This window comes from Cellulomonas sp. P4_D11 (genome assembly GCF_056401915.1).
The window spans coordinates 12,733-36,605 of sequence record NZ_JBFUIK010000016.1; the positions used below are offsets into that span (position 1 = coordinate 12,733).

Here is a 23,873-nt window from a genome sequence, read left to right on the forward strand (position 1 = left end):
CGAGCCGCCGTCGTCGGGGAGCCGCTGCTAGCTCGCGGGGGTTCCCGCGCCGGCCAGGACGGGCTCGTCGGTCGGTGGCACGACCGGCACCGGGGGGCTCACCACGGCGGGCGGCTCAGGGCGCCGCGCGTGCGCGGTGACCTTGCGCGCGCGTCGCAGCGCTGGCCGCTCGACGAGCAGCCAGCTCGCGGCGGCGAGCGGCACGGTGCAGACGATCGCCAGCGCGTCGTACGCCGCGAGGTGGAGCTGGTACAACCCCAGCATGGCGAGGATCTGCTGCACCGGGAACGCGTAGATGTACACGCCGTACGAGATGTCGTGCTTCTGGATCAGCCTCGGGGACCGCACCGCGGCACCGGCCCACAGCACGACGTAGGCCAGCAGCGGTGCGGCGAGCTGCGGACCCCAGTCCGGCACGTTCATCGCGGCCACCAGCCCGAGCCCGGCCGCCACCAGAGCGATCGGCCACGTGAAGGCGATCCGGTCGCGGATCATGTAGAACCACGAGCCCGCCAGGAAGAACGGGATGAGCTGCAGCAGGTACATCAGCACTGCGTTGTTGCCGAAGTACGACGAGACCGTCGTCGGCCAGCCCGCGTACCCGACGATGCTGAGCACCATCGCCACGAGCACCACCCACGGGCGCCGCCGCACCCACACGGAGGCGAGCAGCGCCGCGATGATGAGGTAGCAGTAGAACTCCCAGTACAGGGTCCAGAGCGAGCCCGACCACACGGCGGGGTAGGGGACGCCGCTGGGCGTCCCGGCCACGTCGTAGGCGTTGATGCGCAGGCCGGAGTTGGTGAAGATGTAGTTGAAGGGCGTCGTCGCCGTGGTGAGGAACCCCTCGATCGACCCGTGCGCCGTGTAGTAGGCCACCGGGGCGAACACGAGTGCCGTGACCAGCAGGCACACGATGAACGCCGGGAAGATCCGCGCGACGCGCAGCACGAGGTAGGCGCCGAGCGGCTTCGTCAGCCGGCTGCCGGTGATGAGGTAGCCGGAGATCGCGAAGAACGCGAAGACGGACCAGCCGCCCATGGTCTGCCCGTTGAGCTGCGGACCCTCACCGCGTCCCGACAGGACCCAGCCGTGCGCGACGAGGACCGCGTAGGCGAGGACCAGGCGGACGAGGTTCAACCCGTTGTGCCGGCTCCCCAGGTCGCTCGCGCCGAACGTCCAGAGCCGGCTCCGGCCCGACGGGACGGGTGCGAGAGGAACGCTGGGCGACTCGACGGTGGTGGCGGCGGTCACGCGGCACGCACCGGGAGCGACGGCAAGAGGGAGGAGGTCGGGGTCCGAGGTTCTCCGGAGCCGCCGGCCAGGGGTGTCGAGCGCATGGTTCACAAGTGTGCAGCATCGGGTGACCGATCCGGCGCACCCGCTCCGGGGCGGGCGACGTCAGCGGGCTCCGACCTCGCCCGCCTCGATCACCCTGCCGGTGGCAGCCGCCAACGCCTCCAGCGCCTGGCGGGCGTGCCGGTGCGAGGCGGAGACGTGGACCTCGGCGACCAGGCCGTGCTGCTCGACGCCGGGGTCGGCCGTCAGCAGCAGGAGGGTCCGGCCCACGCCCTGCGGGACGAGGTGGGCGGCGACGCGGTAGTCGACGCCGTTCCAGCGCCCCGAGCCGCCGGCGCCCTCACCAGGCGTGGCCGAGTCGATGGCGACGTCGGAGTGCTCCAGGTGCCACGTCGTGCCGGGCCGGGTCTCGTCGGCGCCCGCCGCCTGGGTGAGCGCCCGCCAGGCGACGTCCTTCGCCACCGGCAGGTCGATGCTCGACTCGGTCTCCTTGGGTACGCCCATCCGTCGATCATCGACCGGCGGCGACCAATTCCTCTACTCCTTCGTCGATCGAGATGTGGAGGAGGCGCACGGCACAGGTGTCGGCGCTGCGCGAGCGTCGTCAGCTCTCCTCGGGGTCCTGGCCGAGCGCCGCCCGGCCGCCGTCGACCGGGAGGACCGCGCCGGTCACGAACGAGGCCGACTCCGACAGCAGGTAGGCGACCGCGGCCGCCACCTCGTCCGCGCGACCGACCCGGCCCAGCGGGTGGAGCCGCCGCATCTCCTGCTCGATGCGGGCGGTGTGCTCGGCGCCGCCCGCGTCGAGGAACGCCTCGTACCGGGCGGTCGAGATGGAGCCCAGGGCGACCGCGTTGACCCGGACCTGGCGGTGCCCGTGCTCGACGGCCGCCGCCCGCGTGAGGCCCTCCACCGCCGCCTTGGCGGTCGCGTAGGGCAGCGAGCCTCGGACCGGCCGCTGCGCCTGGTGCGACGACACGTTGACGATCGAGCCCGGACCGGGGAAGCGGCGCGCGGCGACCGCGGTGCCGACCAGGGCGGGAGCGAGGTTGTCGACGACGAGCGACAGGAGCTCGGCCGGACCGTCCGACGGCTCGGGGTCCCGGAACACCGCCGCGTTGTTGACCCAGCCGGTCAGAGTCCCGAGCGCCGCCGCGGCGTCCGCCGCGGCCTCGGCGACGTCCGTCTGCCCGGCGCTGCCGACGACGGCCGCGACCGGGAGGTCCGTCGGCAGCCACGCCACCGCACCGGGGTCGAGCTCGACGACGACGACGCCCTCGCCGTCGTCGAGGAGCCGCTCGACGACGGCCCGGCCGATGCCGCGGCCGCCTCCGGTCACCACGGTCGTGCGCAGCCCCACGTCAGCCGCCGGCCCGGGTCCCGGCGTCCCACCACCGCAGGACGCGCAGCGCGCGCAGGGTGTTCCACCGGCTGGGCGCCCCGACGCCCTCGTCGAGCTCGAGGTGCGCCTGGCCGGCCGGGACGCGGTCGAGCAACCAGCGGCCGTCGGGTTGGCGCCGGGAGCGCACGAGCTCGGCGGCCTCGGCCATGCGCTGGTCGGGAGGCCCGCCGGCACCGCGGAAGTAGTCGAGCGCGCGCAGGACGTCGTACTGCCAGTAGTACGGGAACGCGAGCTGCAGGTACGTGGGGTCGGCCACCTCGTGCGTGCTGAGCCGCCGGAACAGCCCGCGCGCGAGCAGGTACTCCTCGCCGCCCCGGCGGGCGTCGCGGACTGCCGACGACCCGCCCGTCGCGTGCTCGAACGCGAGCAGGCCGTCGAGCACGTTGATCGTCGTGTCGAACGACGAGCGCACCGACCCGTTCTCGACCTCGCAGTTCCAGCCGCCGTCGGGCAGCCGTTCGCCGAGGACGCGGTCGACCAACGGCGCGACGTCGACGCCGAAGTAGGCGCCCGTCTCGATCGTCCGGCCGTTGATGCACGGCTCGACCTCGCCGTCGAAGTACCGCTGGCCGGCGTGCTCCCAGCGTCCGTTCTCGGCGACCAGCGCGACGGCGCGGCGGGCCGAGGCCGTCGCCGGGTCCAGGCCGAGGATCTGCAGGGTCTGCAGCACGTGCATCGTGGCGGTCCACGGCTGGCCCGGACCGTCGCCGGAGTAGTCGGCGGGGAAGCACGCGCCGCCCGCCCACAGCCCGTCCGTGTCCTCGAGGGCCAGCAGCCGGGCCCCCCAGCCCTCGTGCTCGACCCGCGCCCGCGCGGCGGCGACCTCACCGGGCGGCGCGTCCGTCAGGTCACGCAGCACCTGCCAGCGGATCGCGGGGTCGCTGTCGAGCAGCCAGTCGATCACGTCCATCGATCCAGGCTAGGCGCGACCCGTCCGCGCCGCGTAGGCACGCTTCATCTTGACGCGGTTGCCGCAGTCCGTCATCGAGCACCAGCGCCCGGACCGGTTGCGCGAGGCGTCGTAGTAGGCCCACCGGCACTCGTCGCGGGCACAGACCTTGAGCCGGTCCCACGCGCCGTCGGCGCGGGCGTGCTCGACGGCGGCGAGCAGCGCGGCGACCGCCCTGGCGACCGGCGCCGGGTCGACGGGAGCGAGCATCCGGTCGCCCGACGCGTCGAACCGGACGACGAGGGCCGTCGAGCCGAGGGCCGAGTTGAAGCGGTCGAGTGCGAGCGGGTCGGGGGCGTGGCCCGCATGCACGAGCAGGAGCTGTCGCAGCCCTTCGCGCACGGCGACCGCCTGCGCGAGGTCGGCGTCGTCGACTCGGGGCACCTCGTCGGCGAGCCCGTGCGCGTGCAGCCAGGTTCCCAGCGCGGCCGGCGAGTCCAGCTGCTCCGTCCCCGCGGCGAGGTCGACCGAGTTGACGAAGTCCTTCACGACGAGGGCGGCGGGCGGGATCTCCGCCCGAACGCCCGCATCCGTACTTCCCACATCGCGCATGACACCACTGTACGCCTCTGAGTGGTGTAACACCGGCAAAGCGCGTTGACTGGTGTGCATGAACGAGACCGAGACCGAGACCGCGACCCGCGCCGGTGCCCGCGAGTGGACGGGCCTCGCCGTGCTGGCGCTGCCCTGCCTGGTGGTGTCCATGGGATCCAACGTCCTGCACCTGGCCCTCCCGGAGATCTCCGAGACGCTGCGCCCGACCAACGCGCAGCTGCTCTGGGTCGTCGACGGCTACGTGTTCCTGCTCGCCGGCTCGCTCATGACGATGGGGGCGCTGGCCGACCGGATCGGCCGCAGGCGCCTGCTCCTGCTCGGCGGCGGCTCCTACGGCGTGCTCTCCCTGGCGGCCGCCCTGTCGACCACGCCCCAGATGCTGGTCGCCGCGCGCATGCTGCTCGGCATCGCGGGTGCGACGCTCATGCCGTCCACGCTCTCGCTGATCCGCTCGATGTTCGTGGACGTCCGCCAGCGCACGACCGCGCTGGGCGTGTGGACCGCGAGCTTCGCCCTCGGCGGTGTGGTCGGACCGCTCGTCGGCGGAGTCCTGCTCGGCGCCTTCTGGTGGGGGTCGGTGTTCGTGGTCGCGGCGCCGGTCATGCTGCTGCTCGTCGTCCTCGGCCCGCGTCTGCTGCCCGAGTTCCGCGACGAGGACGCGCCTCCCGTCGACCTGCCGAGCGCCGGTCTGTCGGTGGTCGCCCTCCTCCTGGTCGTCTACGGGATCACGCGGCTCGCCGAGTCCGGCGCCGGCCCGCAGCCGCTCGCCGCGCTCGTCGTCGGGACCGCCGCCGGGGCCGGCTTCCTCGCACGTCAGCGCCGCCGCCCCACCTTCGGGCTCGAGCTCTTCCACCGGCGGACCTTCGGCCTCCCCGTCGCGGCCAACGCGGTCGCGTTCTTCGTGCTGTACGGGATGCAGCTCCTCCTCGCGCAGTACCTGCAGCTCGTGCTCGGGCTGTCCCCGCTGGAGGCGGGACTCTGGACGATCCCGTCCGCCCTCGGCTACCTGCTCGGGTCGGTGCTGGCCCCCCGCGTGGCCGACCGGCTGCGTCCGGGACCCGCGCTCGGAGCCGCCCTGGCGGTGTCGGCGACCGGGTTCGCCCTGCTCGTGCTCGTCCCGGTCGGCGGGGGCCTGTCGGTGTACGTGGGGGCGTCCGTCCTCCTGTCGATCGGGCTCGCCCCGGTGTACGTCGTCGCCACCGGGCTGGCCGTGGCCGCCGCCCCGGAGCGCCAGGCCGGGGTCGCGTCGGCCCTGCTCGAGACGTGCACCAACCTCGGGGGAGCGCTCGGGATCGCGGTGCTCGGCAGCGTGGCGGGGGTGGTGTTCCGCGCGCGGCTGGACGCGACCGCGCCCCCGGGGGTGACGGCGCCCGGCACGGTGGGTGGCGCGGTCGACGCGGCCCGCGACCTGCCCGCCGCGCAGGCGGACGGGCTTCTCGACGCGGCCCGGGACGCGTTCGGCGTCGCGTTCGGGACCACGCAGGTGGTCGGTGCGGCCTTGCTGCTCGCCGCGGCGGTCCTGGCCGTCGTCCTGCTGCGCCGGGTCCCGACGCGCTAGACGACTGCGTCGGCGGTGACCCTCGGCTGCTGGTCGACGACGGGGGCCTCGGGCACGGCGGTGCCGCGCCGGACCAGCGCGATCCCGGCGACCACGAGCATCATCCCCGCGATCTGCAGGGGCAGCGGCGCCTCGCCGACGAGGGCCCAGGCGAGCAGGACGGCGACGAGCACCTCGGACAGGGCCAGGAACGACGCGAGCCGCTCCCCGAGCAGCCGGACGGACAAGGCGCTGACACCGTAGGCGAACGCGGTCGGCACGGTGGCGACGACGAGCAGCGGCACGATCCAGTGCACCTGCGCGCCCAGCAGGTCGACGCGGACGTCCGGGGCGGCCAGCGGCAGGATGCCGACCGCGGCGACGAGCGCCACGGTGAGCGCGCCGACGGCCATCCCGGCACCGGCCAGGCTGATCGCGGGGAGCTCGGTGGGCCGGCCGGTGAGCGCGAAGTAGGCGGCGTTGCCCACGGCGGACACGAGGGCGAAGACGAGCCCGACGGGGTCGAGCTCCAGCGACCCGGTGAGGTCGAGGACCAGGACGAGGCCGCCGGTGGCGAGGGCGGCGCCGACGAGCGTGGCGCGGGTCGGTGCCTGCCGCTCGCGTGCCCAGCGCCAGCCGACCAGCAGGAGCGGTCCGGTGTACTCGATGAGCAGGGCGACCGCGACGGGGAGCCGGTCGACGGCGAGGTAGTACATCGTCGAGGCGGTGGCCACCCCGAGCACGCCGAAGCCGAGCACGGTGCGCCACTCGGCGCGCAGCACCCACCAGCGACCGCGCAGCGCCCACGCCGCCGGACCGGCCAGGAGCAGGGCGGCAACCGAGAGCCGGACGAGGATCGCGGACCCGGGCGACCACCCCGCGACGAGCAGCGGCTTGACCACGGGCCCGCTGGTCGCGAACGCAACGGCGGCGACCAGGCCTGCGACGATGCCGACCGTGCGGTTCTGGCTGGCGGTCCTGGACATCGAGAGCTCCGTGATCAGGGCTGACAGGAGTGAAATGCGCCTACACTCGTGACAGTAGACCCGACCGCCGACAGGAGTCAAAGTGGTTTTCGCACCTGACACCGAGATGAACATCGCCGCGGCGGTCGAGCTGGTCAACACCGCCCGTCGGCGGGACGGGCACGACGCGATGAGCACCGTCGCCGACGTCGACGAGTTCTACACGCGGTGGGGCTACACCTGCCGGCACGACGGAGACGCCGCCGAGCTTGCCGCGGTCCGCGACGCGCGGGACCAGATCGCGGCCCTCTGGGACGTCGACCGGGACACCGCGGCGGGGGTGCTCAACGCGATGCTCGGTCGCGGGGGAGCGGTGCCGTACCTCGCCCGGCACGACAGCTTCGACTGGCACCTGCACGGGACCGTGCCGGACGCCCCGCTGGGGACCGTGATGCTGGTCGAGACGGCCATGGCGATGGTCGACGTGGTGCGCGGCGACGAGTACGACCGGCTCCAGCGCTGCGAGGCCGACGACTGCGACGCCGTGCTGGTCGACCTCTCGCGCAACCGCTCGCGTCGGTTCTGCGACGTCAACGGCTGCGCCAACCGTGCGCACGTCGCGGCGTACCGGGCGCGTCGGGCGGGCTCGCCGCCGGCGTAGCGCCGTCCGGTCGGCCCAGTGACCGCCGTCGCCCCTCACCGGGCCGTCCCTCGTGCGCACCACGCCACGGCGGTGAGGTGGAACGGTGCCGCGGGCAGCCGCTCGGCGCAGCGGGTCCGCAGCGCCTCCCGCTCGGCGTCGTCCAGGCCCGCGACGTACGCGCCCGCCGGCCCGACGCCGAGCGTGTAGGGCTCCCACCACTCGTCGAACGTCGCGTGCCGCACCCGCACGCTCTCGCTCCAGAGGGTCACGTCCACGAGGCCGGCCGCCCGGAACAGGTCCCCGAGGTGGCCCTCGCGCGTGCCGGCACCCCTCGACTCGTCGGCCGCCGTCGGGTCGACGTCCCGCACCACGCTCCAGAACGCCTCGAGCGGTCCGCCGCCGCCGGCGTGGTCCCACACGCTCGCAGCGACGACCCCTCCCGGTCGCGTGACCCGGGCCATCTCGGTGAGCCCCGCCACCGGGTCGCGCAGGAAGGGGACGACGAGCTGCGCGACGGTGAGGTCGACGGCGTCATCGACGAACGGCAGCGACTCGGCTCCCGCGACGTCGACCCGCAGGCCGGGGAACCGTTCCCGGGCGGCCGAGACGAAGGACTCGGAGGGGTCGACCGCGGCGACCGCGCCCGTGCCGAGGCGGGCGACCAGCTGGGCGGTCAACGCCCCCGGCCCGCAGCCGACGTCGAGCGCCCGGGTTCCCGGCGGGACGCCGACGGCGTCGGCGAACTGCTCCGCCAGCGGCTCGGAGTACCGGCCCATGAACCGGTCGTACGCGTCCGCGGCGACGTCGAACCCCATCGCCCGAACCTAGCCCCGACCGGCGACGTCGCCGAGCCGGGCGCGCACCAGCTCGCCGGCGGCACGGACGACGTCCGGCGGCTGCGCGCCGACCCGGTCCAGCACCGCGGCCGCGCGCTCGAGCGACGGCGTCGGCGGCGCGGCCAGCGCAGTGAGGTAGGAGTCGAGGACCGTGCGCAGCAGCCGCTCGGAGACCCCCAGGCTCGCGACGTCGCCCGCGTCCGCGGGGATACCGGCGACGACAGCGCACGCGATCGTCAGCGCCGCCATGGCGGTGTCCAGGGTCGCCGGACCGGTCCGCGCCATGGCCCAGTCGATGACCACCGGGACGTCGCCGGCCAGCAGCACGTTGGCCGGGTGGAGGTCCAGGTGCACGAGGACGTCGCCGGGGCGAGCGGGCTGCGCGTCCGGGCGCGCGGGCATCCCGGCCACCGGGAGCCGGTGCAGGTCGTCGTGGAGCCGCGCGAGGGTCCGGCCGACGTCGGCGGGCGTCAGCCGCCCGCGGACGGCCGCCTCGATGAGGCTCGGGCCGTCGACCCGTTCCAGCACCATGCCCGTCGTGCGCCCGCCCGGGTCGACGGACCGTCCGAGGACGGCAGGGACCCGGTACCCGGAACGCGCGACGTGCTGCATGACGGCGAGCTCGACGGAGACGTCCCGGGAGTCGTCGTACCGCCGCAGGACCCGGCCGGCCCCGAGCTCGTGGATGGTCGCCTCCCGTCCGCGCGAGAGCAGGCGCCCCGGTTGGTCGTCGATGCGCGGGATCATGCGCCGAGGCTCTCGCCGGCGGCCGCGAGGCGCCCGATGCCGAGCCGGATCTCGTCGGGCGTGCAGGTCACGACGTTCAGGCGCACGAATCGTCCGCCGTCCTCCGGGTCGACGAAGAACCGCCCCCCGGGTGCCACCTCGACGCCGTGCTCGAGCCCGGCCCGGGCGAGCGCCGGCGAGCGCAGGGGTGCCGGGAGCTCGGTCCAGCAGAAGAGTCCGCCGGCGGGTGACCGGGTGCGCCACCCGCGCAGCTGGGCCGCCAGCTCCGCGAGGACCGTGTCGCGCCGTTCGCGGTACACGCGCGTCACGCGGCGCAGGTACGCCTGGTACCTGCCGACGGTCAGGTACCGGTCGAGCGCGCGCTGCATCAGGGGGCTCGTCGTGAGGTCGTGGGCGCGTTTCCGGTCGGCCAGGTCCGCGCGCAGGGCGCCGTGGGCGAGCAGGTAGCCCACCCGCACGCCCGGCATGAGGATCTTGGAGAACGTGCCGACGTAGATCACCCGTCCGTCCGGGTCCAGCGCGGTGAGGGCCGGGTGGCCGCGGCCGTCGTACCGGAGGTCGCCCACGAAGTCGTCCTCGAGGACCTGCACGTCGTAACGCGCCGCCAGCTCCAGCAGCCGGCGTCGTCGGTCGAGACCGAGGGTGGCGCCGGTCGGGTTCTGGAAGTTCGGGATCGTGTAGAGGAGGCGGGGGGATTGCTGCTCGAGCACGCGCTCGAGGCGGTCGACGTCCATCCCGTGGGCGTCGACGGGCACGCCGACGACCTCGGCGCCGTGCGCGCGGAAGAGCTCGAGCGCGTGGTCGTAGGTGGGCTGCTCCACGGCGACGCGATCGCCGGGCCGGACGAGCACCGAGCACACCAGGGCGAGCGCCTGCTGCGACCCGGACGTCACCAGCACGTCGGCGGGGTCCGCCCGGATGCCCTGGCTCGCCAGCAGGTGCGCGATCGTGCCGCGCAGCGGTGCGTGGCCCGGGCCGAGGTCGCCGTACCCGAGAGCCTCGGCGCCGTCGTCGCGCAGCACGTCCTTCACGGCACGCGCGAACCCGGCGACCGGGTACTGGCGGGGGTCCCCGACGCCGGTGAAGGCGACGACGTCGGGGCGCCCGGTGCGGGCGGGCGGCCCGGTCGGCCCGTGCTCCTGGTTCCAGCGCGGCCACGACGTGGCGACGGGCTCCCGGTCGCCGACGAGGGCCGGCGGCGGCGCGACGAACGTCCCGCTCCGCTCGCGCGTCACCAGCAGCCCGTCCGTCAGCAGCGCCGCGTACGCGTTCTCGACCGTGACACGCCCGACGCTCAGCTCGGCGGCCAGCTCGCGGCTCGAGGGGACGCGGGTGCCCGGGACCAGGCCACCGGACGCGATGGTCGCGCGGAGCCAGTCCTGGAGCTGCTCGTACAGCGGCCGGCTGCTCTCTCGGTCGAGCGGGATGCGCACGCGCCGAACGTACCGACCGTCGCCACGCTGGCTCCAGAGGATTGGTGCCCGACTGGCCCTCACGAGGCGCCCGGGCGGCGCCTAGCGTCGAGGTGCGGCACCGGCCGCGCCGTCGGACGAGAGGAAACCCCGTGACCACCCCCTTCACGCGCGTGCTCGGCAAGTCGGGCATCGAGGTCAGCGCGCTCGGCCTGGGCTGCTGGGCCATCGGCGGCCCGTGGACCCTCGACGGCGAGCCCGCCGGCTGGAGCACGGTCGACGACGACGAGTCGGTCCGTGCCCTGCGGACGGCGCTCGACCTCGGCATCACGTTCTTCGACACGGCGGCCAACTACGGCGCGGGGCACAGCGAGGAGGTCCTGGGCCGCGCCGTCCGAGGGCGTCGCGACGACGTCGTGCTCGCGAGCAAGTTCGGCTACGAGGTGCGCGAGGCGGACCGGCTCGTGCGGGCGTACGACGGCCACGCAGAGGAGAGCGACGTCGCGAGCCGGCTGCGCGCCGACCTCGACGCGAGCCTGCGCCGCCTGGGCACCGACCACCTGGACGTCTACCAGCTGCACGTGTGGGGGTTGTCGATCGATCGAGCTCTGGAGGCCCGGGACGTGCTCGACGCACTGGTCGACGAGGGCAAGATCCGGACCTACGGCTGGAGCACCGACCGCGCGGACGCCCTGCGCGCGTTCTCGACGCATCCCGGCTGCGGCGTCATCCAGCAGGGCCTGAGCGTGCTCGACGAGGACGACCCCGCGCTGCTCGACCTCTGCGACGAGCTCGACCTGGCCAGCATCAACCGGAGCCCGCTCGGGATGGGCCTGCTCACCGGCAAGTTCTCGCCGAGCACGACGTTCGCGAGCGACGACGTCCGCGGGTCGATGACGTGGCACGACGGCTTCGTCGACGGTCGCCCCACCGCCGAGTGGCTCGACCGCCTGGCGGCGATCCGCGACGTCCTGACCAGCGACGGCCGCACCCCGGCGCAGGGCGCGCTCGCGTGGCTGTGGGGACGCAGCGCGCGCACGGTCCCGATCCCGGGGTTCCGGACCGCGGCGCAGGTGACCGAGAACGCCGGCGCGCTGGACCGCGGACCGCTCACGGCCGACCAGATGGGCCAGGTCCGGGCGATCCTGTCCGGGGCCGCCGCCTGATCCTCACCGGGGAAACGCCTCGCGGAGGTAGCCGGCGTAGCCGCCCGGGGTGCGACCCTCGCTGCGGCCGGAGGTCAGCACGTCGGCCCGGTCCGTGGCGACGACGACGACGCCCGGGTCCGACCGGACCCGCGCGACCAGGTCGACGTCCTCGTGCTCGGGTTGGAGGCTGAAGCCGCCGACGCGGTGGTAGACGCTCGCCCGCAGGCCCAGGTTGGCGCCGTGGACGTGCCCGTTGGGCTGGCCCTCGACCCGGGTCGACGCCCAGGAGCGGAGCTGGTGGTGGGTGAGGTCGGCGGGATCGGGTCGCACGGTGCCGACGACGACGTCCGCACCCGCGTCGGCCAGGGCGACCTGGGTGGTCAGCCAGCCGACGGGCACCTCGGAGTCGGCGTCGGTGCACGCGATCCAGGTGCGGTTCCGGGGAGCCGGTGACGACGCGAGCCCGTGGGCGACGCCGATCGCACGGGCCGCCCCGACGGACCGGGCGCCGATCGCCCGGAGCTCGACGTCGAACGTGCGGGCGATCGCCTCGCTGCCGTCGTCGCAGTCGTCGAGGACCACGACCACGTGGGCGCTCGCCAGGTGCGCGACGGCGGACGAGACGGAGCTCAGGCAGCGCGCGAGCAGCTCCTCCTCGTTGCGCACGGGGATCACGACGACGACGTGCTCGACGGGCGAGGCGCTCATGCGAGGCCCGTCCTCGCCGCCACGGAGCGGGGGTCGCGGCTCCACACCTCGAGGAGGAAGTCGTCCTCGTCGTGCCGCAGGAGGCGGGTCAGCCGCAGCGAGCTGCCGAGCGTGCGGTGCACGTCGTCGCCGGTCAGCGGGTAGTCCGGGACGTCGTGCCGCCAGTGGCACGCGACGAGCACGCCGGTGGCGGTGAGCGACGCCTCCAGCCGCTCGGCCAGCTCCCGGACGTGCGGGCGCGTGAGGTAGTAGGCCACCTCCGAGAGCACGATCAGGTCGTAGGGGCCGCCCGGGACGCCGTCCGCGATGTCGTGCTGCACGAGGTCGACGTTGCCGAGCGGGGCCGTGCGTCGCTTCGCCTGCACGAGGGCGGCGTCCGCGACGTCCGTGGCCAGGAGCGTGTCGCACCGCGGCGCCAGGCTCTCCGTGAGCATGCCGATCGAGCAGCCGATCTCCAGCGCGTTCCCGTAGTGCTCGTCGGGGAGCGCGGCGAGCGTGAGCGCGCGCTTGCGCCACTCGTACCAGCGGCTCTCCAGGCGCCACGGGTCGCGACGCCGTCGGTAGCCGGCGTCGAAGAAGTCGCCCGGCAGGTCCGGCGCCGGTGCCTCCTGCGACGTCACGTAGAGCTCGACGTCCCGGTCGAACGTCGCCAGGAACTGCGGGTGCAGCGGCGGTGCGTCGGCAGGGTGGGCGGACAACGGCTGCACCTGCGTGGCGTGCGCGGCGACGGCCCGGTGCTTGAGGACGATCGACCGGTCCGCCAGGGGGAGGGAGCGCAGGTCGGCCCACGGCACCCGCGGGTCCTCGGGGTCGGCCCAGTGCCACAACCACAGGGGGTACTCGACCAGCCGCGTCCCCAGCTCCTCGGCGAGCTCGGCGCAGATCTCGCCCACGACCCGGTGGTCCCGGTGCCCGTCGCCACGCCACGGCGCGACGATCGTGCCGGGTGGTTCGCCGAGCGACAGCAGCCGTCGCAGGTCGTCCGTCACCGCCGCGCGAGCCTCGCGCACGGCCCCGTCGGGATGACGCAGCAGGGCGACGGGGGAGTCGGGCGACAAGAGCGCCACCGCGCGGCGCACCTCGTCGGCCCGTCGGGCGGCGAGCTCGGACGCGCCGAGCGTCGGGGACCCGGGATGGGACGCGGCCCCGTCGGTGACGACGACGACCTCGGCCGGTCGACCCGCCGCCGCGAGCTCGGCGAGGAGCCCGCCGGCCCCCAGCGTCTCGTCGTCCGGGTGGGCGGCGACGACCACGGTGCGCCCCGCCGGGCGGCGCAGGGCTGGCAGGTCCCGGACCCGGCGGTCCTGCGTCCACGTGTCCGAGGCCGTCCCCGGCGCGCGTCCGTCGAACGTCACCACGGCGCGAGCCCGTCGCCGACCAGCGCCGCGCCGAGCGACGCGTCGTCGCGTTCGGCGTGCTGCTGCCGGACGTAGACCTGCAGGTCGGCGACCCTCTTGGCGTAGCCGTCCTCCTGGGTCAGCGGCCCGGGCCCGAGGGCGTGGCCGGCCGCGCGCAGGACGTCCTCGCACGAGCGGGCGACGGTCGCGCGGACGCGCTTGGCCAGGATCCGTCCCGCGGCACGCCCGGCCGACCCCTCGGCGTCCCGTCCGTGAGCGGTGGCGGCCCCCGACGAGTCCACGGCGGCCGCGGCGTGGGCCAGCAGGACGCGGGCGGCCGTGAGCCGCTCGTCGATCCCGCCCAGGTGCATGGCGAGCAGCCGGTCGTCCCGACGTCGTGCGGCCTCGTCGAAGACCCGCCGCGCGACCCCGACCGCGCCGCCGTACCAGCAGGCGGCCACGCCGATCGCGCCCCACCAGAACCCCGGACGCTGGACGTACCAGTCCCCGTCGCGGACCAGCTGTGCCGGGACGTCGACGAAGCGCAGCGGGGTGCTGGGGATCTCGTTCAGCCCGCGGCTGACCCAGGGGGCCGCGACGTGCCCGATCCCGGCCGTGCGGAGGTCGACGGCGAACAGCCCCTGGTCGTCCCCCTCGCCGGGGAGCCGCGCGGTGACCAGCGCGGCGTCGAGCCGGGCCGCGAGCGAGCACCACGGCTTGGTCCCGTCGAGCCGCCACGGCTCGCCGGGCGCACGCGTGGCGTCCAGACGCGCCGACGGCGTCTGCGCGGCGAAGACACCCCACGTCGACAACGGGCGTGCGTCGGCGTCCACGCGGACGGGGCGCGCCTGGTCGAGGATCGCGAGCGCGTCCAGGTGCGGCTCGACCGTCCGTGCGACGGCCAGGTCGTCGGCGGCGAGCGTGGCGAGCACCTCCCAGAGGCGCAGGGTCGCGCCGTGGCCGGGCAGCAGGTCACCGGGCCACTCGGGCAGGTCGCGCAGCGCCTCGTCGACGGACGTCGGAAGCGGACCCAGGCTGCGCGCGGGGCCGGGGCCGAGCAGCACGGGCCGGGGCCCGGCGGAGGTGTCGACCCCGTCGACGCCGGTCAGCTGGACCATGCGGCGAGCGAGGGACGGGCGAGGCTCATCGAGCCACGGAGTGTGGGGAGTGCGGCCGGCACGCGGGGGGCGGGACCGGGTCGTGGCATGGCGGGTCCGATCCGGGACGGCGTCGTCGACGCGCCCGTGTCGTCGTGCGTCGCCCGCTGCTGGACCTCCGCCGAGCGTAGGCACTGCGCCCACGTTTCGCCCGGCGTGCGCCCGTGCCGCCGGACGGTCCTGGCGACGCGGGCCGCGGTCGTCCGACTCGCGCCAAGGTCGAGCGGCCCGCGGCATCATCAACGCCACGCTCGATGCCGATAACCAGGGCGGGGGCCGACACCCACCACACCGGGACGAACCCGTCCCTGACCAGAGAGTGTGTGCCGCCTCCTCGGGAGGGAAGATCATGACCATTCCGCAGCCCTGCCTGCCCATGCCGACCACCGGCGAGCAGGCGCTCACCCATCGGGAGCGCGTCGTGCTCGGCGAGCTCGGTGAGTTCGTCACGCTCGAGGAGATCGCCAGCCGGTTGTGGGTCACCCGCAACACGGTGAAGTCCCAGGTGCGGAGCATCTACCTGAAGATCGGCGTCTCCACCCGCGCGGACGCGGTCGCCTGGGCGCGAGCGCACGGGCTCTGATCCCGGGCTCGCGCGCCGAGCGACGAGTCACGGATCGTCGACGCCGCCGCCTCGGTGGTGCTCGATCCAGCGCCCCGGTTGCGGCTGGGCCGTGCCGTGCGACCGTGAACGCGAGGCTTGCTCCAGGACCGGGCGGCTGCACGTGCTCGGACGGAGATCGACGATGAAGCTGCCCGCACCACGGGGTCCCTTGGGGGCCTCGTTGACGGACCTCCTGGTCCACCCGCGACGAGGCGAGGTCGTTGCCGACGAGGCACTGCTCGCTCGGTGGCGCGCCGGGGCGGAGGTGTCCGACGCCGTGACGGACGACGACGTCCAGCTCACGCTGTGGACCCTGTACGCGCTGCACTACCGGGGGTTCGAGGGCGTGGACGACGCCTGGGAGTGGGACCCGGATCTGCTGCGCCTGCGGGGGATTCTCGAGGAGGCGTTCGAGCGCGCACTGCGGGACCAGGTGACGCCACCCGCCGAGACTCCGGCCGAGCGCGAGGCGGTGGCGAGCGCGCTCTTCGCGATGACCGCACCCGGTCCGGGCCCGAGCGTCGCGCGCTACGTGAGCCGGACCGCCGACGCCGCCCAGGTCGAGGAGCTGCTCATCCACCGGTCGCTCTACCAGCTGATGGAGGCGGACCCGCACACGTGGGCGATCCCGCGGCTCACCGGCGTCCCGAAGGCGGCTCTGGTCGAGGTGCAGGCGGACGAGTACGGCGGCGGTCGGCCCGACCGGATGCACAGCGCGCTGTTCGCCCGCACGATGCGGGGCGCGGGCCTGGTGGACGAGTACGGCTACTACGTCGACCGGCTCCCCGCGGTGACGATCGCCGCGCTCAACCTCATGTCGCTGTTCGGCCTGCACCGCCGGTGGCGCGGGGCGATCGCCGGCCACCTCGCCGCGTTCGAGATGACCTCGTCGCTGCCGAACCGGCTGTACGGGGACGGCTTCCGCCGCCTCGGCCACGACGCGGGCACCACGGAGTACTTCGACGAGCACGTCGAGGCCGACGCCGTCCACGAGCAGATCGCTGGTCGCGACCTGGCCGGCGGGCTGGCAGAGCTCGAGCCCGACCTCGTCGCAGACCTCCTGTTCGGGGCGGCGGCCTGCCTCTACCTGGACGGCCTCGTCGGGCGGCACCTGCTCGACGCCTGGGGCGCCGGGACGTCGTCGCTGCGGGCGTCATGACGACGCCGCAGCCGACCACGATCGAGGCGTGCCCCGACGGACCGCTGCTCGTGCGCGGCGAGTTCGAGCTGGTCGACGGGGCCGGCGGCCCGATCGAGCGGCGCCGGCGGACCGTCGCGCTCTGCCGGTGCGGTGCGTCCGCGATCGCGCCGTTCTGCGACGGGAGCCACAAGGCCATCGGCTTCGTGGCTCGCTGAGGGGGCCCGCACATGGCGCAGTCGCTCGCCCGTCGCGCGACCCGACCGGTCGAGCGCCCCTCGGCCTCCCTGGCGCTTCCCGCCGACGCCGTGCGCGCCCTGGTGGTCGCGAGCGTCGTCGTCGGCGCCTGGTACGCCGGTCCGATCGGGGCCGCACTCTTCTTGCTGGTCGCCGGCGGCTCGCTCGTCCCACGCGTCGTGGGCGTCCCCGCGACCCTGGACACGCTGTACTGCGGGACGTTGCTGTTCGCGGCCTGGGCGGCCGTGCTCGACTGGTACGTCGCCGTGAGCTGGCTGGACGTCGTCGTGCACGCGACCGCCACCGGGCTCGTCGCCGTCGTGGCGGTCGCCGCGCTCGAGCGCTGGGGTGCGCTCACCCACCCGGGCACCCGGCTCGAGCGCGTCGTCGTGACGGTCGGTCTCGGCGGCACGCTTGCCGTGCTGTGGGAGCTGGGGGAGTGGGCGGGTCACACGTTCCTCGACCCCGCCATACAGGTGGGCTACCAGGACACGATCGGCGACCTCGCCGCGGGCCTCGCCGGCACGGTGGTCGTCGCGGTCGCGCTGGGCCGGCGCCGGTGACCGGGCTGCCGACGGTGTCCGTCGTGATCCCCGTGCGCGACGACGCCGTCGCGCTGGCGGAGTGTCTCGTCCGGCTGGCGGGGCAGAGCGTGCCGCCGTGGGAGGTCGTCGTGGTCGACAACGGGTCGTCCGACGCCTCCGCGGCGGTCGCGGCGGCCTGGGGTGCCCGCGTGGTCTCGGAGCCGCGCGTCGGCATCTCGTCCGCGGCGTCTGCGGGGTACGACTGCGCGAGCGGGGACGTGATCGCGCGGCTCGACGCCGACTCCCGCCCCGACCCCGACTGGGTGGAGCGCATCGCGACCTGCATGGCGTCCAACCCCGCGCTCGACGCCGTGACGGGCTCGGGGCAGTTCTTCGACCTGCCCCCGGCGGTGCGGGGCGTGGTCAGCGGCGCGTACCTCGGCGCGTACTACGTGCTGGCGCACCTCGCTCTCGGGCACACCACCCTGTGGGGGTCGTCGATGGCGGTCCGGCGGGCATCCTGGCTCGCGGTCCGCACGCTGGTGCGCCGCGACGACCCCGAGGTCCACGACGACCTCGACCTCGCGTTCGCTCTCGGACCGCGCCGACGGATCCGGTTCGATCCCGCGCTCCGCGTGGAGGTGTCGGCGCGCTCGCTGCGCGGCCACTCGCAGCGGGTCCGGCGGTTCGACCGGGCCTGGCGGACGCTCCGGCTGAACTGGCAGGGCGCGCCGCCGTGGGCCCGCTGGCGTGCGCGGCTCGCCCGCTGAACGCCGGTCAGGCGCCGAGGATCCAGCGCAGGGTCCGGGCGTTGCGGACCGCATTCCCGCCGCCGTCGTTGTTGAAGTAGACGAGCACGTCGCGGCCGTCGCTCGACCACTCGCGGACGCGGTCGGCCCACCAGCGCAGGTCGTCGTCGGAGTAGGAGCCGCCGTAGAGGTGGTCATGGTCCGGCCCGTGCAGCCGCACGTAGACGAACGGCGCGGTCGCGCGCAGCACGCACGGTAGGTGGGCGCCGCTCATCACGCACGACGCCGCGCCGTGGCGTTCCAGCAGCGCGAACACGTCGTCGGTCTGCCACGACGGGTGGCGCAGCTCGACGGCGACCCGCACCCAGTCGGGCAGCGAGCCGAGGAACCAGTCCAGCCGGGCGTCGTCGCGCTCCTGGTCGGGCCGCAGCTGGACCAGGACCACCTCGCGCCGCTCGCCCAGCTGGTGCCAGGACCGAGCGATGCGCTCGGACCAGGCCTCCGGTGCGTACAGGCGCTTGGCGTGGGTCAGCCCGCGGGATGCCTTGACCGACATGCCGAAGCCGGGCGGGAGCCGGCGCCGCCACCCGGCGAACATCGACTCGCGGGGCCAGCGGTAGAAGCTGGCGTTGAGCTCGACGGTGTCGAACTCCTGCACGTACCGGCCGAGCCGTTCCCACGAGGGCAGGCCGGGTGGGTAGAGCACGCCGTCCCAGTGGTCGTAGGACCAGCCGGACGTGCCGATCCGGACGGTCACGGACGCTGCCCCGGTGCGACCGGCAGGTCCGCGGCGAAGCGCCGGTGGCCCTCGCGCAGGGCCACGGCGTCGGAGGTCACCGAGCGCACGTCGGCCCAGTGCACCAGGAAGGTGCCCCGGTGGCGCCACGCGAACCACCGCGCCAGGACCGCGGGGGAGCTCACCCCGGTGCGCTCGTACCCGAGGAAGGACGTCCCCGTGCGCGGGCTCACCAGCAGCCCGTGCAGCCGGGGCGCGGCAAGGAGACCGTCGAGCGGCCCGTCCAGCACGAACCGGACGTCGACGACGTAGCCGAGCCGGCGGCCGGCCGCGTCCACGACAGGGGCGTCGAGCAGGTCACCCAGGATCATGGCTGCCTCCCGGGATGTGGCGGATGACGCGGTCGCGGACCCAGCGCTCGATCCAAGTCACGTCGAGCTCGGAGCCGTGCAGGCCGAGCGTCACGGTCGTGCCGACGTCGGCGACGTGCGTCCAGCGGATCCGGTGCCAGCGGGACGACGGTGGGCGGCCGCCGAAGATCCGGGTGGCCAGCACGGCGCCGTTGAGCAGGGACGTGACGACGGTCTCCTGCGTGCCGTCGGGCCGGTCGCTGCCGTCGACGCCGTGCAGCTCGAGGTCGTCGACCGTGCACACGGGCAGCCCGTCGACGTCGAGGATCTGCCGGTCCAGCAGGTGCAGGCGCGCGTCGAGCACCAGGCCCGGCGGGTGCTCGTCCGGTGGGAGGCTCATGAGCCCGCTCCCGTCACGATCATCAGGGGGATCGCAGCGACGGAGGCCGCCACGATGATGACGAGGTAGACCAGCGCGAACGCGTTGGTGGCGCGTCCGTTCACGTACCTGCCCATGTACTCCGGGTCGTTCGCGACGACGAGGATCGGCAGGTAGGTCAGCGGCAGCGCGATGGCGGAGAAGACGACCGAGAACTCGGTGATCTTGATCGGGTCGACGCTCGTCATGAGGACGCCGACGGCGACGAGCAGGCAGATGATCATCGTCAGGTGGAACCGCGCGGCCTGCGACGGACGGCGGAACTTGCCCCACGACCACCCCATGAACTGCGCCAGCGTGTACCCGCTGGACAGGGACGTCTCGAGCGCCGCCCCGAACGTCGCCGCGACGATCCCGACGAGGACGACGGCCAGCGCGAGCTTGCCGCCGGCGAGCGCGACCGGCAGGACGATCTGCGACAGCGACGAGACCTCGATGCCCTGCGGCAGGAACACGATCGCGGCGCACGCGGCGATGGCGACCGACAGGATCCCGCCGAGCGGGAAGCCGAACAGCACGTTCATGCGGGACTGCGTGAGGTCCTTGACCTTCCACTTCTCCTCGACGGCGCCGGAGGAGAAGAAGAACACCTCGTACGGCGTCATCGCCGCCCCGAAGAGCGCGATCGCGTAGTACCAGTAGACGGCGTGCCCCTCGTCCGCCGCGGCCGCCGCCGGGTGGAGCGCCTGCTGCGCGAGCTCGCCCCAGTCGGGTCCGAGCAGGAACACCGCGACCGCGAAAACGACGAGCGTCAGGCCGACGAGCCCCGTGACGTTCTCCATGATCGAGAACTTCGCCCGCCAGACGACCAGCCACACGGCCAGCCCGGCCACGGGGATCCAGAGGCGCGGCTCGACGCTGCTGGCCAGCTGCAGCGCCAGCGCGATGCCGCCGACCTCGGCGGTGAGCGTCAGCAGGTTGATGAGGAACGACGCCGAGAGGTTCGCCCCGGCCGCCCGCGGACCCAGCCGCTCGCGGATGATCTCGAACGTCGCCCGCCCGCTCACCGCGGCGACCCGGCCGGACATGTTCGCGAACAGGCAGATCCCCACGACGCCGACCACGACCACCCACGCGAGCGACAGCCCGAACCGCGACCCGACGACGGCGTTGGTCACGAGGTCCCCGATGTCGAGGAAGCCGCCGATCGCGGTGAGGATGCCCAGCGCGAGCCCGAGGACCTTCTTCACGAGGCACCCGCCTGCTCGAGCGTCGCCGTGAGGGCGTCGAGCTGGTCGGCGCTCGCGTCGAGGCGCGCCTGGATCCTGGCTCCCGAGCCGCCGGCCTTGTTCACCCAGCCGCGCGCGGCGACGACGGCGGCCTGCGCGTCGCGGACCGCGGCGAGCGCGTCCTGCTGCCACCCGGCGCCGTCGGGGTCGGCGGGCACGAGCGTCGAGACGGCGTCGGCGGCGTCCTCGAGCACGTGGATCTGGTCGACCAGCGCGGTGTCGGTGACCGGAGCCGTGACCCGGTCGTCGCCGAGCAGCTGGACGGCGAGCGTCGCGGTCTCGACGGCCGACGTGGCCTGCGCGACCGGGTCGGCCAGGGCGCGCGCGTCGTCGGCCGGGGTTGCCGACGAGCCGACCGCGCAGCCGGAGGCCACGACGATCGCGACGAGAGCGGGGATGCCGCGAGCGACCTGCATGGACGCATCGTGGCGCCGCGACGCGCGGACCGCACGGCGAGAGCCGACCGGTCAGTCGAGGCCCTCGAACACGTCGGTCAGGCACGCGTCCTCGGGTCCGCGCGGTGGCCAGGCGATGGCGTGCGTCTCGTGCGTGGTGCCCCACCGGAACGAGCCGTCGTCGAGCCCCGCAGGCAGCAGGACGTGCGCCTGGCTGCGGTGCTCCCGCAGGCCGGCGAGCACCTGCGCGGCGACCGCGGCGGTCGGCACGTCGACGCCGATCTGCGCGTCGGGCGTGCCCCGCAGGTGGTAGAGCCGGTCCGGATCCCACGGTGCGTACCCGTGCGCCACGCGCCACGCCTGGTGCTTGTCGAACCACGACTGCCGGATGGCCCCGTGCAGGAGGCGGCGCAGGCCCGGGCCGCCGTCGGCGCGCACCCGGTGGAACGCGGCGCCCGTGGCGGCACCTACGGCGATGTGGTCGGGATGCCCGGTGATCCCGTCGGGCCCGAAGGAGAGGACGACGTCGGGCCGCTCCTCGTCGAGGAACGCGGCGATCGGCTGCACCAGGTCGTCGAACGGGACGGCATCGACTTCGCCGTCCGGCAGGCCCAGCCAGTCGTGCCGGTCCGGCAGTCGACCGAGAGCCCGCCACGACCGCTCGTCCTCCAGGCGGCGCAGCGCGCCCAGCCCCGCGGGGCCGACCTCGACGCCGGGCGCGACCTCGCCCGCGCCCCCGTCTGTCGCGTGCAGGACGACGAGCCGGAACGCCGGGTCGGCGGCGTGCAGGGCCACGGTTCCGAACGCCCCGTACGTCTCGTCGTCGGGGTGGGCGAAGCACAGTCCGAGCGTCGGGCTCATGCAGTGCACGGTACTCACGCCGCGCGCGGCCGCGCGTGACTCGGTCTAGCCTGGCGGCTGGTCCAGCGGGAGGGGAACGACGTGGTCCTGATCGGCGCTCACGTGCGCGGCGACGACCCGGTGGCGTTCGCCGCCGAGGTCGACGCGCAGTCCGTCCAGCTCTTCCTCGCGGACCCGCAGGGCTGGAAGAAGCCGGTGCCGCGCGCCGACGCGGACGCCCTGGTCGCGTCCGGTCTCGGCATCTACGCGCACGCGCCGTACCTGGTCAACGTCGCGTCGACCAACAACAAGATCCGGATCCCGAGCCGCAACATGATCGCGCAGCACGCCGCCGCGGCGGCGACGCTGGGCGCCCGCGGGCTCGTCGTGCACGGCGGGCACGTCGGGGACGGCGACGACATCGCGGTCGGCATCGACAACTGGCGCAAGACCTTCGAGCGCGCGACGTTCCCTGTGCGCGTCCTCGTCGAGAACACGGCCGGCGGCGAGAACGCCTGCGCCCGGACGCTCGACCGGATCGCGATGCTCTGGGACGCGATCGGTCAGTACGACGTCGGGCTCTGCCTGGACACCTGCCACGCGTGGGCCGCAGGGGAGGACCTCGAGACGGTCGTCGAGCGCGTCCGCGCCATCACCGGCCGGGTCGACCTCGTGCACGCCAACAGCTCGCGGGACGAGCAGGGCTCCTCGCGCGACCGGCACGCCAACTTCGGTACCGGCACCATCCCGCCGGAGCTCATCGCGCACGTGGTGCGCGAGGCGGCGTGCGACGCACTGGTGGAGACGCCCGCCGAGGGTCAGGCCGAGGACATCGCGTTCCTGCGGGCGGCCCTCGCCGGCTGAGGTCAGATCCGGCCCCGCACCGGGGTCCGGTCGACCGGGTCGTCGGGCATGGCCATCTCCGCGCGCACGCCGAGCAGCCGGACCTCACGGTCCTCGAGCTTCTCGGCGAGCGCCAGCACGGCCGCGACGACGGTCTCCGCGTCCCGGGTCGGCTCGGCCAGCTTGCGGCTCATGCCCTTCGTCACGAACGGCGCGTAGCGCACCTTCAGCGCGACGCGCACGACCGGGCGTCCGTCCTGCGCCGTGTCCTCGACGACGTCGCGGGCCAGCACGCGGAGCGCCTCGTGCACCTGCTCCGGCGTGGTGAGGTTCTGCTGGTACGTCGTCTCGCGGCTGTGCCCGCGCGGCACCCACGGGCTGTCGTCGACCGTCGTCGGCCCCAGGCCCTGCCCGAGCTCGTGGTACCAGACGCCCATCCGCGGCCCGAACTCCGCGACCAGGGCCTCCGCCGGCGCGGCGGCCAGCTCGTGCACGGTCGCGATGCCCAGCGCGGTGAGCCGCTTCGACACCTTCGACCCCACGCCCCACAGCTCGCGGGTCGGGCGGTGTCCCATCACCTCGAACCAGTTCTCGGCCGTCAGCCGGAAGATCCCCGCCGGCTTGCCGAACTCGGTGGCGATCTTGGCGCGCACCTTGTTGTCGCCGACCCCCACCGAACAGTGCAGCCGCGTCTCGCGCAGGACCGCCTCCTGGGCGAGGCGGGCCAGGGCCTCCGGGTCGTCGGTCCGCGCGCCGAGGAACGCCTCGTCCCACCCCAGCACCTCGACGACGACGCCCAGCGACCGCAGCGTCGACATCACGCGCTCCGACGCCGCCTCGTACTCCGGGGCGTCCACCGGCAGGAAAACGCCGTCGGGCAGCTTGCGTGCGGCGATGCGCAGCGGCATCCCGGAGTGCACCCCGAACGCCCGCGCCTCGTACGACGCGGTCGACACGACGCCCCGCTCGGTCGGGTCGCCGCGACCACCCACCACGACCGGCAGTCCGGCGAGCTCCGGGCGACGCAGCACCTCGACGGCCGCCACGAACTGGTCGAGGTCGACGTGCAGCACCCAGGCCGTCTCCGCGCCCAT

General features: G+C 74.5%; 28 protein-coding genes. 9 read left to right on the forward strand and 19 right to left on the reverse strand.

What is annotated here, in order from left to right:
- Window positions 1-27: 27 nt before the first annotated feature.
- The 5 genes from AC1DT4_RS11685 to AC1DT4_RS11705 all read right to left on the reverse strand — a co-directional run bounded on the left by AC1DT4_RS11685 (window position 28) and on the right by AC1DT4_RS11705 (window position 4,202).
- Complete coding sequence (locus AC1DT4_RS11685; RefSeq protein ID WP_477089960.1) at window positions 28-1,254, reverse strand: acyltransferase family protein; 1,227 nt, start codon at window positions 1,252-1,254, stop codon at window positions 28-30.
- Between the two features lie 147 nt (window positions 1,255-1,401).
- Window positions 1,402-1,803, reverse strand: a complete 402-nt coding sequence (locus tag AC1DT4_RS11690) for a hypothetical protein (protein ID WP_477089961.1) — start codon at window positions 1,801-1,803, stop codon at window positions 1,402-1,404.
- 100 nt (window positions 1,804-1,903) lie between these two features.
- Complete coding sequence (locus AC1DT4_RS11695) at window positions 1,904-2,659, reverse strand: SDR family NAD(P)-dependent oxidoreductase (RefSeq protein ID WP_477089962.1); 756 nt, start codon at window positions 2,657-2,659, stop codon at window positions 1,904-1,906.
- A 1-nt stretch (window position 2,660) separates the two neighbouring features.
- Window positions 2,661-3,611 carry a hypothetical protein gene (locus AC1DT4_RS11700; RefSeq protein WP_477089963.1) on the reverse strand — a complete coding sequence of 317 codons (951 nt, stop codon included), beginning with the start codon at window positions 3,609-3,611 and terminating at the stop codon, window positions 2,661-2,663.
- A 9-nt stretch (window positions 3,612-3,620) separates the two neighbouring features.
- Window positions 3,621-4,202 (reverse strand): CGNR zinc finger domain-containing protein, encoded by a 582-nt coding sequence (locus AC1DT4_RS11705; RefSeq protein ID WP_477089964.1) that lies wholly within the window; start codon window positions 4,200-4,202, stop codon window positions 3,621-3,623.
- 58 nt (window positions 4,203-4,260) lie between these two features.
- On the opposite strand from AC1DT4_RS11705, the gene AC1DT4_RS11710 reads away from it, so the two are divergent.
- Window positions 4,261-5,763 (forward strand): MFS transporter, encoded by a 1,503-nt coding sequence (locus AC1DT4_RS11710; protein ID WP_477089965.1) that lies wholly within the window; start codon window positions 4,261-4,263, stop codon window positions 5,761-5,763.
- Here the strand turns inward: AC1DT4_RS11710 and AC1DT4_RS11715 are convergent.
- Window positions 5,760-6,728: an EamA family transporter gene (locus AC1DT4_RS11715; RefSeq protein ID WP_477089966.1), complete on the reverse strand. Its 969-nt coding sequence runs from the start codon at window positions 6,726-6,728 to the stop codon at window positions 5,760-5,762. The genes AC1DT4_RS11710 and AC1DT4_RS11715 overlap by 4 nt on opposite strands.
- A gap of 82 nt (window positions 6,729-6,810) precedes the next feature.
- Here AC1DT4_RS11715 and AC1DT4_RS11720 point away from each other — a divergent pair, with 82 nt between their 5' ends.
- Window positions 6,811-7,368, forward strand: coding sequence for a CGNR zinc finger domain-containing protein (locus AC1DT4_RS11720; protein WP_477089967.1), 558 nt, complete (start codon window positions 6,811-6,813; stop codon window positions 7,366-7,368).
- 35 nt (window positions 7,369-7,403) lie between these two features.
- On the opposite strand, the gene AC1DT4_RS11725 is transcribed toward AC1DT4_RS11720, so the two are convergent.
- The 3 genes from AC1DT4_RS11725 to pdxR are packed head-to-tail and all read right to left on the reverse strand — an operon-like array spanning window position 7,404 to window position 10,366.
- On the reverse strand, window positions 7,404-8,165 hold the full coding sequence (locus AC1DT4_RS11725) for a class I SAM-dependent methyltransferase (protein ID WP_477089968.1): 762 nt from the start codon (window positions 8,163-8,165) through the stop codon (window positions 7,404-7,406).
- A 9-nt stretch (window positions 8,166-8,174) separates the two neighbouring features.
- Window positions 8,175-8,933, reverse strand: coding sequence for a phosphotransferase (locus AC1DT4_RS11730; RefSeq protein ID WP_477089969.1), 759 nt, complete (start codon window positions 8,931-8,933; stop codon window positions 8,175-8,177).
- A complete protein-coding gene (pdxR, locus tag AC1DT4_RS11735) occupies window positions 8,930-10,366 on the reverse strand; it encodes a MocR-like pyridoxine biosynthesis transcription factor PdxR (RefSeq protein ID WP_477089970.1) in 1,437 nt (478 codons plus the stop codon). The genes AC1DT4_RS11730 and pdxR overlap by 4 nt, the downstream gene beginning before the upstream one ends.
- A gap of 131 nt (window positions 10,367-10,497) precedes the next feature.
- On the opposite strand from pdxR, the gene AC1DT4_RS11740 reads away from it, so the two are divergent.
- The gene (locus tag AC1DT4_RS11740) at window positions 10,498-11,511 is read left to right on the forward strand and encodes an aldo/keto reductase (protein ID WP_477089971.1); all 1,014 of its coding nucleotides are present in this window, start codon (window positions 10,498-10,500) and stop codon (window positions 11,509-11,511) included.
- 3 nt (window positions 11,512-11,514) lie between these two features.
- Here AC1DT4_RS11740 and AC1DT4_RS11745 read toward each other — a convergent pair whose 3' ends face one another.
- From AC1DT4_RS11745 to AC1DT4_RS11755, 3 genes are read right to left on the reverse strand one after another with little or no spacing between them, the layout of a single operon-like run.
- Complete coding sequence (locus tag AC1DT4_RS11745) at window positions 11,515-12,201, reverse strand: glycosyltransferase (protein WP_477089972.1); 687 nt, start codon at window positions 12,199-12,201, stop codon at window positions 11,515-11,517.
- On the reverse strand, window positions 12,198-13,559 hold the full coding sequence (locus AC1DT4_RS11750) for a bifunctional PIG-L family deacetylase/class I SAM-dependent methyltransferase (protein ID WP_477089973.1): 1,362 nt from the start codon (window positions 13,557-13,559) through the stop codon (window positions 12,198-12,200). The genes AC1DT4_RS11745 and AC1DT4_RS11750 overlap by 4 nt, the downstream gene beginning before the upstream one ends.
- The gene (locus tag AC1DT4_RS11755; protein WP_477089974.1) at window positions 13,553-14,656 is read right to left on the reverse strand and encodes an acyl-CoA dehydrogenase; all 1,104 of its coding nucleotides are present in this window, start codon (window positions 14,654-14,656) and stop codon (window positions 13,553-13,555) included. The genes AC1DT4_RS11750 and AC1DT4_RS11755 overlap by 7 nt, the downstream gene beginning before the upstream one ends.
- Window positions 14,657-15,044: 388 nt before the next feature.
- On the opposite strand from AC1DT4_RS11755, the gene AC1DT4_RS11760 reads away from it, so the two are divergent.
- The 5 genes from AC1DT4_RS11760 (at window position 15,045) to AC1DT4_RS11780 (ending at window position 17,968) form a co-directional block, all read left to right on the forward strand.
- Complete coding sequence (locus tag AC1DT4_RS11760) at window positions 15,045-15,278, forward strand: LuxR C-terminal-related transcriptional regulator (protein WP_477089975.1); 234 nt, start codon at window positions 15,045-15,047, stop codon at window positions 15,276-15,278.
- Between the two features lie 298 nt (window positions 15,279-15,576).
- Window positions 15,577-16,458, forward strand: coding sequence for an iron-containing redox enzyme family protein (locus AC1DT4_RS11765; RefSeq protein WP_477089976.1), 882 nt, complete (start codon window positions 15,577-15,579; stop codon window positions 16,456-16,458).
- Window positions 16,455-16,655 (forward strand): CDGSH iron-sulfur domain-containing protein, encoded by a 201-nt coding sequence (locus tag AC1DT4_RS11770; protein WP_477089977.1) that lies wholly within the window; start codon window positions 16,455-16,457, stop codon window positions 16,653-16,655. Before AC1DT4_RS11765 ends, AC1DT4_RS11770 begins: the two co-directional genes overlap by 4 nt.
- A 12-nt stretch (window positions 16,656-16,667) precedes the next feature.
- Window positions 16,668-17,237, forward strand: coding sequence for a DUF2238 domain-containing protein (locus AC1DT4_RS11775; RefSeq protein WP_477089978.1), 570 nt, complete (start codon window positions 16,668-16,670; stop codon window positions 17,235-17,237).
- 23 nt (window positions 17,238-17,260) lie between these two features.
- Entirely contained in the window at window positions 17,261-17,968 is a 708-nt protein-coding gene (locus AC1DT4_RS11780) for a glycosyltransferase family 2 protein (RefSeq protein WP_477089979.1), read from the forward strand.
- A gap of 7 nt (window positions 17,969-17,975) precedes the next feature.
- On the opposite strand, the gene AC1DT4_RS11785 is transcribed toward AC1DT4_RS11780, so the two are convergent.
- Genes AC1DT4_RS11785 through AC1DT4_RS11810 form a run of 6 tightly spaced genes read right to left on the reverse strand, consistent with a single transcriptional unit; the run spans window position 17,976 to window position 21,957 of the window.
- The gene (locus AC1DT4_RS11785; RefSeq protein WP_477089980.1) at window positions 17,976-18,704 is read right to left on the reverse strand and encodes a DUF72 domain-containing protein; all 729 of its coding nucleotides are present in this window, start codon (window positions 18,702-18,704) and stop codon (window positions 17,976-17,978) included.
- Window positions 18,701-19,054 carry a PRC-barrel domain-containing protein gene (locus AC1DT4_RS11790; protein ID WP_477089981.1) on the reverse strand — a complete coding sequence of 118 codons (354 nt, stop codon included), beginning with the start codon at window positions 19,052-19,054 and terminating at the stop codon, window positions 18,701-18,703. The genes AC1DT4_RS11785 and AC1DT4_RS11790 overlap by 4 nt, the downstream gene beginning before the upstream one ends.
- Entirely contained in the window at window positions 19,041-19,433 is a 393-nt protein-coding gene (locus tag AC1DT4_RS11795) for a hypothetical protein (protein ID WP_477089982.1), read from the reverse strand. The genes AC1DT4_RS11790 and AC1DT4_RS11795 overlap by 14 nt, the downstream gene beginning before the upstream one ends.
- On the reverse strand, window positions 19,430-20,662 hold the full coding sequence (locus AC1DT4_RS11800) for an NRAMP family divalent metal transporter (RefSeq protein WP_477089983.1): 1,233 nt from the start codon (window positions 20,660-20,662) through the stop codon (window positions 19,430-19,432). The genes AC1DT4_RS11795 and AC1DT4_RS11800 overlap by 4 nt, the downstream gene beginning before the upstream one ends.
- Window positions 20,659-21,117: a hypothetical protein gene (locus AC1DT4_RS11805; RefSeq protein WP_477089984.1), complete on the reverse strand. Its 459-nt coding sequence runs from the start codon at window positions 21,115-21,117 to the stop codon at window positions 20,659-20,661. The genes AC1DT4_RS11800 and AC1DT4_RS11805 overlap by 4 nt, the downstream gene beginning before the upstream one ends.
- A 51-nt stretch (window positions 21,118-21,168) precedes the next feature.
- Window positions 21,169-21,957, reverse strand: a complete 789-nt coding sequence (locus tag AC1DT4_RS11810) for a PIG-L deacetylase family protein (RefSeq protein WP_477089985.1) — start codon at window positions 21,955-21,957, stop codon at window positions 21,169-21,171.
- Window positions 21,958-22,038: 81 nt separating this feature from the next.
- Between AC1DT4_RS11810 and AC1DT4_RS11815 the strand changes: the two genes are divergently transcribed.
- On the forward strand, window positions 22,039-22,800 hold the full coding sequence (locus AC1DT4_RS11815) for a deoxyribonuclease IV (protein WP_477089986.1): 762 nt from the start codon (window positions 22,039-22,041) through the stop codon (window positions 22,798-22,800).
- 2 nt (window positions 22,801-22,802) lie between these two features.
- Here the strand turns inward: AC1DT4_RS11815 and AC1DT4_RS11820 are convergent, their stop codons facing one another.
- Window positions 22,803-23,873 (reverse strand): DNA polymerase IV, encoded by a 1,071-nt coding sequence (locus AC1DT4_RS11820; RefSeq protein ID WP_477089987.1) that lies wholly within the window; start codon window positions 23,871-23,873, stop codon window positions 22,803-22,805.

What these genes read in the sequence shown, in the direction of transcription:
- AC1DT4_RS11690 (WP_477089961.1), bottom strand. Translation starts at nt 1,803, where the DNA reads ATGGGCGTACCCAAGGAGACCGAGTCGAGCATCGACCTGCCGGTGGCG.
- AC1DT4_RS11730 (WP_477089969.1), bottom strand. Translation starts at nt 8,933, where the DNA reads ATGATCCCGCGCATCGACGACCAACCGGGGCGCCTGCTCTCGCGCGGA.
- AC1DT4_RS11725 (WP_477089968.1), bottom strand. Translation starts at nt 8,165, where the DNA reads ATGGGGTTCGACGTCGCCGCGGACGCGTACGACCGGTTCATGGGCCGG.
- AC1DT4_RS11760 (WP_477089975.1), top strand. Translation starts at nt 15,045, where the DNA reads ATGACCATTCCGCAGCCCTGCCTGCCCATGCCGACCACCGGCGAGCAG.
- AC1DT4_RS11710 (WP_477089965.1), top strand. Translation starts at nt 4,261, where the DNA reads ATGAACGAGACCGAGACCGAGACCGCGACCCGCGCCGGTGCCCGCGAG.
- AC1DT4_RS11805 (WP_477089984.1), bottom strand. Translation starts at nt 21,117, where the DNA reads ATGCAGGTCGCTCGCGGCATCCCCGCTCTCGTCGCGATCGTCGTGGCC.
- AC1DT4_RS11775 (WP_477089978.1), top strand. Translation starts at nt 16,668, where the DNA reads ATGGCGCAGTCGCTCGCCCGTCGCGCGACCCGACCGGTCGAGCGCCCC.
- AC1DT4_RS11820 (WP_477089987.1), bottom strand. Translation starts at nt 23,873, where the DNA reads ATGGGCGCGGAGACGGCCTGGGTGCTGCACGTCGACCTCGACCAGTTC.
- AC1DT4_RS11755 (WP_477089974.1), bottom strand. Translation starts at nt 14,656, where the DNA reads ATGGTCCAGCTGACCGGCGTCGACGGGGTCGACACCTCCGCCGGGCCC.
- AC1DT4_RS11770 (WP_477089977.1), top strand. Translation starts at nt 16,455, where the DNA reads ATGACGACGCCGCAGCCGACCACGATCGAGGCGTGCCCCGACGGACCG.
- AC1DT4_RS11810 (WP_477089985.1), bottom strand. Translation starts at nt 21,957, where the DNA reads ATGAGCCCGACGCTCGGACTGTGCTTCGCCCACCCCGACGACGAGACG.
- AC1DT4_RS11745 (WP_477089972.1), bottom strand. Translation starts at nt 12,201, where the DNA reads ATGAGCGCCTCGCCCGTCGAGCACGTCGTCGTCGTGATCCCCGTGCGC.
- AC1DT4_RS11715 (WP_477089966.1), bottom strand. Translation starts at nt 6,728, where the DNA reads ATGTCCAGGACCGCCAGCCAGAACCGCACGGTCGGCATCGTCGCAGGC.
- AC1DT4_RS11705 (WP_477089964.1), bottom strand. Translation starts at nt 4,202, where the DNA reads ATGCGCGATGTGGGAAGTACGGATGCGGGCGTTCGGGCGGAGATCCCG.
- AC1DT4_RS11795 (WP_477089982.1), bottom strand. Translation starts at nt 19,433, where the DNA reads ATGAGCCTCCCACCGGACGAGCACCCGCCGGGCCTGGTGCTCGACGCG.
- AC1DT4_RS11790 (WP_477089981.1), bottom strand. Translation starts at nt 19,054, where the DNA reads ATGATCCTGGGTGACCTGCTCGACGCCCCTGTCGTGGACGCGGCCGGC.
- AC1DT4_RS11700 (WP_477089963.1), bottom strand. Translation starts at nt 3,611, where the DNA reads ATGGACGTGATCGACTGGCTGCTCGACAGCGACCCCGCGATCCGCTGG.